The 11947-nt window shown below is 38.8% G+C and carries 7 protein-coding genes; 4 read left to right on the forward strand and 3 right to left on the reverse strand.

The window, feature by feature from the left end; translation table 11 throughout:
- Positions 1-68: 68 nt before the first annotated feature.
- Positions 69-872 carry a DUF4382 domain-containing protein gene (locus M0G43_RS02000; RefSeq protein ID WP_248023099.1) on the reverse strand — a complete coding sequence of 268 codons (804 nt, stop codon included), beginning with the start codon at positions 870-872 and terminating at the stop codon, positions 69-71.
- Between the two features lie 234 nt (positions 873-1106).
- Between M0G43_RS02000 and M0G43_RS02005 the strand changes: the two genes are divergently transcribed.
- Genes M0G43_RS02005 through M0G43_RS02015 form a run of 3 tightly spaced genes read left to right on the forward strand, consistent with a single transcriptional unit; the run spans position 1107 to position 3932 of the window.
- Positions 1107-1970 carry an aldo/keto reductase family oxidoreductase gene (locus M0G43_RS02005; protein WP_248023101.1) on the forward strand — a complete coding sequence of 288 codons (864 nt, stop codon included), beginning with the start codon at positions 1107-1109 and terminating at the stop codon, positions 1968-1970.
- Positions 1971-2008: 38 nt separating this feature from the next.
- Complete coding sequence (locus tag M0G43_RS02010) at positions 2009-2764, forward strand: SDR family NAD(P)-dependent oxidoreductase (RefSeq protein WP_248023107.1); 756 nt, start codon at positions 2009-2011, stop codon at positions 2762-2764.
- Positions 2765-2798: 34 nt separating this feature from the next.
- A complete protein-coding gene (locus M0G43_RS02015; RefSeq protein ID WP_248023109.1) occupies positions 2799-3932 on the forward strand; it encodes an ATP-binding protein in 1134 nt (377 codons plus the stop codon).
- Between the two features lie 327 nt (positions 3933-4259).
- On the opposite strand, the gene M0G43_RS02020 is transcribed toward M0G43_RS02015, so the two are convergent.
- Positions 4260-4532, reverse strand: a complete 273-nt coding sequence (locus M0G43_RS02020) for a hypothetical protein (RefSeq protein ID WP_248023111.1) — start codon at positions 4530-4532, stop codon at positions 4260-4262.
- 38 nt (positions 4533-4570) lie between these two features.
- Entirely contained in the window at positions 4571-6124 is a 1554-nt protein-coding gene (locus M0G43_RS02025) for an aldehyde dehydrogenase family protein (protein WP_248023112.1), read from the reverse strand.
- Between the two features lie 200 nt (positions 6125-6324).
- On the opposite strand from M0G43_RS02025, the gene M0G43_RS02030 reads away from it, so the two are divergent.
- Positions 6325-11922, forward strand: a complete 5598-nt coding sequence (locus M0G43_RS02030; RefSeq protein ID WP_248023113.1) for an Ig-like domain-containing alpha-2-macroglobulin family protein — start codon at positions 6325-6327, stop codon at positions 11920-11922.
- The last annotated feature ends 25 nt before the right edge of the window (positions 11923-11947 follow it).

Genomic DNA, 11947 nt, shown 5'->3' on the forward strand with positions numbered 1-11947 from the left:
ATTGGTTAAAAATTAAAGAGCAGCACCATTAGCACTGCTCTTTTAATAAAGTTTTATGATTTAAGCAATTACTCTAATGTAATGGCTCCTAAAGTGGTATTATTTTCTACGGTCACCTCAACGTTTTCAATCACAAATGACGAAAATCCGGAAAGTGGATCTGGAGTAACTGTAACAGTATAAATTCCAGGGGTAAGACCTACTAAAACAAAATTTCCATCTGCATCAGCATAAGACGAAACTGTGTCAATCCCATTTGTAGCCGTGATTTCAGTTTGAACACCTAATGGCAACACTGAACCTGAAATAATACCTGTCACTGCTTCCACATTAGCTCTAATAACTGGTCTCAAATTAATATTACCAGAATTACCCGCTATAACAATAGATTCATCCACATCAAAATCCAAAAGGAACGTATAGCCAACGTTTGGCAACAATGTCTGGTTCACTTGAATTTTCAAGCCAGATTGCTGCGCACTTGGCGTATTAAGAGGAAATGTTTCTCCGTCAATAACAACAGTATTGTCATCACCCAAAACCAAACGGATTTGGTTCAACGTTCCTGCCAAAACTTCAAAATCATCCACCAACAATACATTAACGCCACCTGTCAAATCCAACAAATCATATGTTCCCGTGTTAATGGCGTTCAAACTCTGCCATCCGCTATCATCGTCACTATCATCATTCACTTTCACCATAACATCAACAACTTCTACGTAAACGTGCTCAAAATCACCAGGAGCATCCATAAGTTTTACTGATATTTGAGAAGTGCCTTGTGTAGTAGATGATGAATCATCGTCTCCACAACTAAAAAAGGTTATAGAAAGTATGGTTAGTAGTGCTAATTTTTTAAAATAGTTCATATTAAAGAAATTTTAAGTTATATATAAAATACGGTCAAAACTATGATTTAGCCTTAGAAACCATTAGCTCATAACCAAAAAACATTGACTGTGTAATCTTTGAACACGATTTTAAATACGTTAAACCTTTAACTTTCAACAGTGTATAACTATTCTAAAATGATGAGGTGGATTTCGTATCGATTTAAGTATTTTTATAAATGAATTAAGAAAGAAACCACTAAAAATTAAAATTTGAATTATTCTAGAATTATTGCAGGAACGATGACTTGGGGCGAATGGGGAAAGAAATTTTCTTCACTGGAAATGATTTCGATGATGCATCATTGTATTGAAAACGGCATTACAACTTTTGACCACGCTGATATTTATGGTGGTTATACGACTGAAAATGATTTTGGTAGAGCTTTAGCCGAAAGTGGCATTGAGCGTGAAGACATTCAATTAATTTCAAAATGTGGCATTCAATATCTTTCAGAAAACAGAAATAACAAAGTCAAGCATTATGATTATAGTAAAGAGTACATTATTTGGTCGGCTGAAGAATCATTAAAAAATTTAAAAACTGATTACTTGGATTTGTTATTGCTTCATAGACCAAGTCCTTTGATGCAGCCCGACGCTATCTCTGAAGCCATTTCACATCTGAAAGCAGACGGAAAGATCAGGTCATTTGGAGTTTCAAACTTCACACCTTCACAAATGGAACTCATTTCAAAATCAACAGAAATTGCCGTTAATCAAATTGAGTTTTCGTTGACACAACATTCTGCGATGCACGATGGCACTTTAGACCAAATGATGCTTAAAAACATTACGCCAATGTCCTGGTCTCCTTTAGGTTTCGTATTCAAAGATGATACAGAACAGACAAGACGTATTCATAAACAATTGGGCGCGTTAAAAGATAAGTATAATGCTACCGAAGACCAATTATTGCTAGCTTGGATTTTAAAACATCCTGCCAATATTCATCCTGTGGTTGGGACGACCAATAAACAACGAATTATGGATGCAGCCAAGGTTTTGGATATTGAATTGGATTTAGAAGATTGGTTTTTGATATTGGTTGCAAGTCAAGGACATAAAGTACCGTAGCTAGTATTCAGTATACATAGCAGTAAACAGCAAAACAGATGGATAGAAAAACAGCATTAATCACTGGAGCCACAAGCGGTATTGGAAGGGCAACAGCACACGAATTTTCAAAACAAGGTATCAATTTGGTGCTTTGCGGACGAAGACAAGAGCGCTTGGATACCATTCAGAATGCCTTGGAACGTCAAACGAATGTGCAAACATTGAATTTTGATGTAAGGGATAACCAAGCCACGAAAAAAGCAATTGCTTCACTTGGCGAAGATTTTAAAAACATTGATATCCTTATCAATAACGCCGGAAATGCACACGGTTTGGACCCAATACAAAGTGGCAGTACAGACGATTGGGATGCAATGATGGACATTAACGTAAAAGGATTGTTGTATGTCAGCAAGGCCATAATTCCTCAAATGACTGAACGGAAATCTGGACATATCATCAACATTGGATCGTCAGCTGGGAAGGAAGTTTATCCAAAAGGGAATGTGTATTGCGCCAGTAAGCACGCCGTTTTAGCAATCACAGAAGGAATGCGGATAGACCTAAATCCATTTGGCATCAAAGTAAGCGCCATCAATCCAGGATTAGTGGAAACAGAATTTTCTCAAGTGCGATTCAAAGGTGATGCCATTGCTGATTCTGTGTATAAAGGTTACAAAGCTTTGCAGCCAGAAGATATTGCAGAAATTATATATTTTGCAATATCGAGACCAGCGCACGTGAATATTGCGGATTTATTGGTATTTCCTACCGCTCAAGCGAATAGCACAACCGTGAAAAAAGAACAATGAAAAAGATTATTCCTGCCTTCGCAGGAATTTGGATATGATCAACAAACGCCTACTTATAAAAAACCTACTTGCTCACAATGATGAAAACAGTTTTTATGACAAAAAGCGTAAAATCGACATCAGTGAAAAAGAAGGCAAGGCGAAATTCCTGAAACATATTTGTGCGCTTTCCAATAGCAATCCAAAGAACAATTCTTTTATTGTCATAGGAGTTGATGATGAAGACAACAAAATTGTTGGTGTCGACTTTTTTGACGACAGCAAGATTCAAAACCTCATCAATGCTTATTTGACCAATCCTCCTATTGTTTCTTACGAGAACATTCCTTTTCCTCACCTTCCTGATGACAAGGTTGTTGGATTGGTAACCATTCGACCGATGGGTAAATTGACAGCCTTGCGGAAAAACATCTGGAAATACTATGGCGGCTCTGTTTTTTTTAGGGATGGAAGTATGAGTATGCCTAAAATTTTTGATATTGAAATCAAGGATGTCAATTCAAAAATTGTAGAGTCCATTGAAAACCACGCACAGAACAATATAGAATATACTCTTGACGGTGTTTTCGATTTTATGAACAAGCGAAGAGATTATAACCCTCAATATAAAGTGTTTAAAGAATATTTTGTGCTGTGCTGGGCTGGACAAAAAAAGGTTGTTAAAGATGAAACCTTTTTCAGTCGTGTGGATATTGAATTGGTGAATGAACAGGTCAGATTGTTCTTTTCAACTTTAGATGAAGTTTCAATTACCTATGATGAAGATTCCTTTAAAATTGTTGAATATGTGAGTTTGGGGCTTCAAAACTCATATAAATATTATCCTCTGGAAGAAACCCTTATTCAATTTGGGAACAACGCTAACTATCACATTGACACAAAATTATTGTTTGAGGCGCCACAATTCGACAAAAAAGTGCTTCATCATATTTATAATTCAAATAACGCAATTCTTGATAAGTTGAAGAAAGGTATCACACTCACCAAACACGAGGAGCAAGATTTATTGAATCTTCCAGCCACTTATTTGATTTGTTATTTGAATCTTTTCCACGAAGCCATTGATAAACTGAATGAAGCTAAACCATTCTTGAAAGCCTACGGAAAAGACGTTTATGAAAACTATAAAGACTCCCTTCGCATCTTGCGGAAAGTAAAATACAGTTAAACCTTAACCCAAAGTTTTCAATTTAGACACATTAGTCCGAGAAGAAATTCTGACTTTTGTACTGCTATTAATCAATTTCATAACACCTCATTTCTCCCGATAAAGTTTCGGCATTGAAATGAGGTTTTTGCTTTATACATCAATTTGTTAGCTCAAAAAGTGAAATCCTACCATTCATACAGTTTTTTTTACCAATCATAGTTTTTTTGTTTGAGGGTAGCATATTTTTTAGACTTTTACAGTGCTATTAATCAATTACAATTAAACCTTATTTCTCCCGATAAAAATTCGGCACTGAAATAGGGTTTTTGTTTTTTATACAAATGCTTAAAGCATCAACATAATCAAAATGATTGCTGGAGCAAATCCTAAAAGCGCTTTAGAAAACCTCCATTTGATGTTACTTTTTGAAATGAAAAAAATTGCAAAGGGTAGCAACAAAAAAAGTGCAGTGTAAATGAACAGCGCCACCCAATCTGATAAGCGCATCAAATAATCAAAAGTTCGAATGCCTTCATCTAAATAAGCAATACAATTTGTAAGCAAGAAGCTTATTAAAACTATGTATCCAGTGTATTTCCATTCCATAAAAAAAGCCATTTCAATTTGAAACGGCTTTTTTCAATTTTTATTCTTGACTACAAATCAAACTTAATCCCTTGCGCCAATGGCAAATCTGTTGTGTAATTGATAGTATTGGTTTGGCGTCTCATATACACTTTCCAAGCATCAGAACCAGACTCTCGTCCACCACCAGTTTCTTTTTCACCACCAAAAGCACCTCCAATTTCAGCACCAGATGTTCCAATATTCACATTGGCAATACCACAATCAGAACCAGCGTGCGACAAAAAGCGTTCAGCCTCACGAAGATTATTCGTCATTATGGCTGATGACAGTCCTTGAGCAACACCGTTTTGAATGTCGATGGCATTTTCAACATCCCCTGAATATTTCAAAAGATATAAAACAGGTGCAAACGTCTCGTGCTGTACAATTTTATAATTTGGCTTCGCTTCAGCAATAGCAGGTTTTACATAGCAACCGCTCTCGTAACCATCACCAGACAAAACACCTCCTTCTACAATCACGTTTCCTCCTTCTTCAACCACTTTTTCAAGCGCTTCGTTGTACATTCTTACAGCATCTTTATCAATCAATGGCCCAACGTGATTTTTTTCATCCAAAGGGTTCCCAATTTTCAATTGTTTATAAGCGTCCACAATAGCATCCTTCACTTTGTCATACATACTTTCGTGGATAATCAAACGCCTAGTGGAAGTGCAACGTTGCCCAGCCGTTCCAACAGCACCAAACACGGCACCAATCACAGTCATTTTTACATCAGCATCAGGCGTAACGATAATCGCATTGTTACCTCCAAGTTCCAAGAGTGATTTTCCTAAACGTCCAGCCACTTCCTGTGCCACAATTTTACCCATACGAGTAGAACCCGTTGCAGATACCAGAGGAATTCGGGCATCTCTGGTCATAAATGCGCCTACTTTATAATCACCATTGATTAAGCAAGAAATGCCTTCTGGGAGATTATTTGCCTTGAAAACTTCTGCAGCAATATTTTGGCAAGCAATTCCACACAATGGTGTTTTTTCACTAGGTTTCCAAACGCATACATCACCGCAAATCCACGCCAAAGCCGTGTTCCAAGACCAAACAGCCACAGGGAAATTAAATGCCGAAATAATCCCAACAACACCAAGCGGATGGTATTGCTCATACATTCTGTGCCCTGGACGCTCGGAATGCATTGTCAAACCGTGAAGTTGACGCGACAATCCAACGGCAAAATCACAGATATCGATCATTTCCTGAACTTCGCCCAAACCTTCTTGATAGGATTTGCCCATTTCATAAGAAACGAGTTTGCCCAAAGCTTCTTTTTTAGCTCTCAATTTCTCTCCGAATTGCCTCACGATTTCACCTCGTTGTGGCGCTGGCATTACTCTCCAAGTCTTAAACGCTTCGGTGGCGGCATTCATTACTTTTTCATAATCATCTTTGGTGGTTGATTTCACCTTTGCTATCAATTGTCCATCCACTGGTGAATAGCTTTCCAAAATGTCTCCATTCGAAAAACTGTTCGAACCGGTTGAAGTACCTTCATTTATATCGTTAATCCCTAATTCCTTTAAGGCTTTCTCGATTCCGAAATCTGTAGCAACTGCTTGCATATTTGAGTTATTTTTAATTTTTAGTATTAATTTCTGCGAAGATAACAATAAAATACTGCTTACTAAATATTGGGCATCCTAAAAAGGCTTAACTTTAATGCAACATTCAAATTCTAATTGAAGTGCTACGAATACTAGAATTCCAGTCCAAAATCAATCAGCCTATTGTAATTTTATAGTCGTTACAACATTCTAAATTTATGAAATCAAAACACCTACTCTCGCTCTCAACATTAGTACTGCTGATACTTTTTTCTTGCAAAAAAGATGATGACAGTAATCAAGAAACTGACAACCTTTTCAAATTTAGAGACTATATAAGCTACACAACGGCTGGACGGGTTTCTATTGCTGACCCAATCGTCGTCAATCTCTCGAAAGATGTGGAGGGCTGGGAAGCAGGAAAAGCGTTGGATGACAAAATTGTGTCCGTTTCTCCTCATGTTCAAGGAAAATTGACGGCAACTAATGCACACACATTTGCATTCAAACCAGATGAAAACCTAAAACCAGATACAGAATACACGGTTTCTGTGAAGTTGGACAAGATTTACAACAACCAACCCAAAGAGTTTGAAGTTTATACCTTTTCGTTCAAAACGATTGAGCCAAATTTCAATATTGTTACAAATAATTTACAGTCCTACAGCAAGGAATGGCTATATGTCGAAGCAGTTTTAAGGTCTGCGGATGTCATTGCGTTGAAAGACGCTAAACAGCTGGTGGAAGCGTGGCAAGGCAACAAAAAATTGAAATTGCAATGGAATGAAGCCAATCAAAATTCTAAATTGTTTGAATTCAAAATAGACAGCATCAACCGTAAAACCGAAGATTCTGAAATCCTGGTAAAATGGAACGGTAAAGCCATCAAAGCCGATAGCAAGGGCGAAAACAAAGTCACTATTCCAGGCAAAAACAACTTCACCATTGTGGATCTCGATGTCATCCAATCGCCTGAACAATATTTGTCCATCAACTTTTCTGACCCTTTGAAAAAACAGCAAAATTTCGACGGATTGGTGACCATTCAAAAAGCAACAGGCTCGAAATTTGTGGTCGATGGCAATGTGCTTAAGGTGTATCCAGAGAACAAATTGGTTGGTGATTTGACGGTTGATGTGTTCCAGGGTATCACAAGTACAGATGGCTTTAAATTGAAGCAGCCTTTTTCTGAAATTATCTCCTTTGAAGAGCTCAAACCACAGGTGAGATTGATAAGTAATGGAACTATTTTACCTAATTCCGAAAAATTACAGTTCAATTTTGAAGCCGTCAGTTTAAAGGCTGTGGACGTTCGCATCATCAAGATTTTTGAGGACAATGTGCTGCAATTTCTTCAGGATAATGAATTACAAAGTGATAATCTGTATGAAATCCGTCGTGTAGGCCGCCGTATTGCCAAGCAAACTATCACACTTCAAACAGATGATGTTCAAAATGATGGTCGCTGGAAAGCCTACAGCATCGACTTATCCAAATTTTTCAAGGCTGACCCTGGCGCTTTGTATCGTGTGGAATTGAGCTTCAAGAAGGACTATTCCGTTTTTGATTGTGAAAATTATTCGAATATCACCAATACAGAAGATGGCGAAGATTATTACGATGACTACTATTATGAGGATGATTATTACTACGAAGGCAATTATGGCGAATCATCAACAGAAGATGAAGATTTGCGCGAAGAGGAATATTGGGATAATCGCATCTACAATTACCGAAACTACAGTTACAATTGGCGTCAGCGCGACAATCCTTGCCACGATGCCTATTACAATGAAAATCGTGTAGTGTCCCAGAATTTCTTGGCATCCAATCTTGGTGTGATTGCCAAACAAGGCGCCAACAACCATTACTATTTTGCTGTAACTGATATTTTGACTACCGAACCTGTGAAAAGTGCAAGCGTTCGACTCTATAATTTCCAGCAACAGGAAATTGGACGTGTCGATACCGATGGCGACGGCTTGGCTAAAATTAAAGCGAACAAATATGCCTCGTTTGCGATTGCTTATCACGGAAAGAATACAACCTATGTGAAGTTGGCTGACGGCAATTCCTTGTCCTTGAGCAAATTTGATGTGTCTGGAAATACACTGCAAAAAGGCTTGAAAGGTTACATTTATGGCGAACGTGGCGTTTGGCGTCCTGGCGATTCACTATTCTTGACTTTTATGTTGAATGATGCCGAAAACAAATTGCCAAAAGGCCATCCTGTGAAAATGGAAATCAACGACCCAAATGGTAAATTGATTTACAAAAACATCACGAGCGACCACGTCAATAATGTCTATCGTTTTACCGTTCCTACCGATTCTGAAGGAAAAACAGGAAGCTACAGCGCGCGAGTGTCTGTTGGTGGCGCACAATTTTACAAAAGTCTTCGTGTGGAAACCGTCAAACCAAATCGATTGAAAATCAAGGTTGATTTTGAAGATGAAATTTTGACCAGCAACCAACCATTAAATGGAACTTTGGATGTCGCTTGGCTTCACGGTGCACCAGCCAAAAACCTTAAAGCTGAAATCAAGGCGAAGTTCAGCACATCGTATCAAGGGTTCAAAAATTATAAAGATTATGAATTCATTGACCCGACGCGTTCCTTTTCTTCTGAAGACATTAATGTATTCGAAGGCAATTTGGACGAAAATGGTAAGGCAAACATCAACAGTAAGTTGAATGTTGGGCAAAATGCACCAGGTTTGTTGACAGCTCAATTTTTGGTCAGAGCCTTTGAAAATGGCGGTGATTTTTCGTTGGATGCTTTTACAAAAACCTATGCGCCTTACGAATCGTTTGTCGGTTTGAAATCACCAAAAGGCAATCAATATGGTTCATTTTTCACGGATGAAAACCAAACGTTTGATGTCGTGGTGGTCGACGCCCAAGGAAAACCAATTCAAAGAAATGGTCTTGAAGTAAAAGTCTATAAAATTGAATGGCAATGGTGGTGGAATTCATCTTATGACAACCTGTCGAGCTATGTGTCGAGCAATTATCACAGACCGTATCTTGACCAAAAAGTGAATACAGATGCCAATGGCAAAGGAAAATTCACTCTAAAAATTCCTGAAAACGAACGCGGTCGTTACCTCATCCGAATTGTGGACCCAAGCAGTGGTCACGCCACAGGAAGAACAGCTTATTTCTACAAAAACTGGAGTAATATTTCACCTTCAACTGACAAGGAAGCTGCTAAAATGCTCGTATTTTCTGCAGATAAAGAACAGTATAATGTTGGTCAAACCGCTAAAATCAAGTTCCCATCAGGCAATGAAGGTCGCGCTTTGATTAGCGTAGAAAACGGTTCGGATGTACTATCTTACAAATGGGTCAAAACCACGCAGGGCGAAACCACAGTAAATATTCCGATAACAAAAGATATGGCGCCTAATGTGTTCGTTAATATTTCCTTGTTGCAACCGCACGCCATTACTGCCAATGATCTACCAATTCGTTTATACGGTGTGATTCCAATGATGGTAGAAGACCAAAATACCAAACTGCAACCAGAAATCCAGATGCCGAATTCCCTCAAACCAGAACAGGAATTTAAAGTGACGGTTTCAGAGAAAAACAAAAAAGCGATGACCTACACCATTGCGATGGTTGAGGAAGGTCTGTTGGATTTGACACGTTTCAAAACTCCGAATGCTTGGGATGAATTCTATGCTCGCGAAGCATTAGGCGTTAAAACTTGGGATGTTTTTGATGATGTCATAGGCGCCTATTCCAGAAGCATCGACCAAGTATTTGCGATTGGTGGTGATGGTAGTGCAACCGCTGGAAAAAATCAAAAGGCGAATCGCTTTAAACCAGTTGTAAAATATTTGGGGCCTTTTAATTTGGAAGCTGGCGGTAAAGCAACGCACAACATCAAAATGCCAAACTATATCGGAGCCGTCCGAATGATGGTGGTTGCTGGTAATGCCAAAACCGAAGCTTATGGAAGTGCAGACAAATCAGTTCAGGTGAAAAAACCATTGATGGTCTTGGCGTCCTTGCCACGCAAATTGAGTCCTGGCGAAAAAGTCACCTTACCAGTCACAGTTTTTGCGATGGAACCAAACGTGAAAAACGTGAACATCAGTTTGAAATTGAGCAACGGTATTGAAGTGGTAGGCGATAGAACGAAGTCTATGAGCTTTTCACGACCAGACGAGCAGATGACTTATTTTGAATTGGACGTCAGCAAAGCAAAAGGATTTAATACGATTGAAGTGGTCGCAAATGGCAATGGTGAAACATCGTCTTATAAAGTAGATATCGATGTTTACAATCCAAATCCTATCACATCAAAAGCTTTGGACAAAACATTAGAGCCTAACAGTACGGTTTCTATGGATTTTTCAACCTTTGGCGTTCCTGGAACCAATTTTGCAACGGTTGAATTCTCCACGATGCCTCCAATGGATTTCTCGCGACGGTTGCAATATCTGGTACAATATCCTCACGGTTGTTTGGAGCAGACCACATCGAGTGTATTTCCACAATTGTATTTGAGTGATATTTTTGATTTGCCTTATAAAAAGAAACAAGAAATCAAATCAAACATCGAAAACGGTATCAAACGCCTTGGAATGTTCCAGCAACCGAATGGTGGAATGAGCTATTGGATGGGCGAGAACACTGCCAACGATTGGAGCACAAGTTATGCCGGACATTTTATGCTAGAAGCCGAGAAAAAAGGGTTTGTGTTGCCGTTGACCTTTAAAAACAATTGGTTGAAGTACCAAAAACAAGCAGCGCAGGAATGGCGACCAAGCTACCGAACTTACAATTCAGATTTAGCACAGGCCTACCGCCTTTATACCTTGGCATTGGCTGGAAGTCCTGATTTAGCTGCAATGAACCGTCTGCGCGAATTCAGCGAAATTTCCAATGAAGCCAAATGGCGCTTGGCAGCAGCTTATGCTTTGGCAGGACAAAAAGAAGCTAGTACCAAGATTTCGAGTACGGCCAACATCAACTTTGAGCCGCCTCGCTATAATTATTATACCTATGGCTCTGTGGACCGAAATCGCGCGATGGCTTTGGAAACAATGGTGTTGACCCAAAATTCAAAACAGCGCGAATTGGCACAGGACATCGCCAAAGATTTGTCCAGCGATGAATGGATGAGCACACAAACCACAGCGTATTGTCTATTAGCAATGGCAAAAATGGTCGAAGCGAATGGTGGCAAGTCATTGAAAGTACAATATACCTTCAATGGCAAAGAAGAAACTATTGATACCAAAAGTGCCGTTGCGCAACGAGAGTTGTCAGTAAAAGATGGAAGCAACACATTTAGCTTTAAAAACAATCAGGAGAATGTGGTGTATGTGAGAGTCCTGAATTCTGGTAAATTGCCATTGGGACAAGAAATTGCCGAACAACGTGGTTTGAGCGTTTCTGTAGAATACAAAGATTTGAATGGCAATAAAATTGACATCGGCAAACTGTTGCAAGGTCAAGATTTTGTAGCTTCTGTGACGGTAAGAAATCTCAAAAATTCAGATGTGAATGATGTGGCGCTGACGCAAATCTTCCCTTCCGGTTGGGAAATCGTCAATACACGTTTTACTGATTTTGGAGACACCACCACAAGTCAAGCACGTTATACAGATATTCGTGATGACCGTGTCAATTTCTATTTTGATTTAAGCAAAAAAGGCAAATACGATAGCAAGACATTCAATGTGATGCTGAATGCTTCCTATTTGGGCACCTATTATTTACCAGGCGTTCAAGCTGAAGCGATGTATGACAATGAATTTTTGGTAAGAACCAAAGGTCGATGGGTTGAGGTTGGGAAGTAACACAAAACAAAAGATTCCTTTCCTT

The organism is Subsaxibacter sp. CAU 1640, assembly GCF_023156585.1.
In the GTDB taxonomy this organism is placed as follows: Bacteria; Bacteroidota; Bacteroidia; order Flavobacteriales; family Flavobacteriaceae; genus JBPOFM01.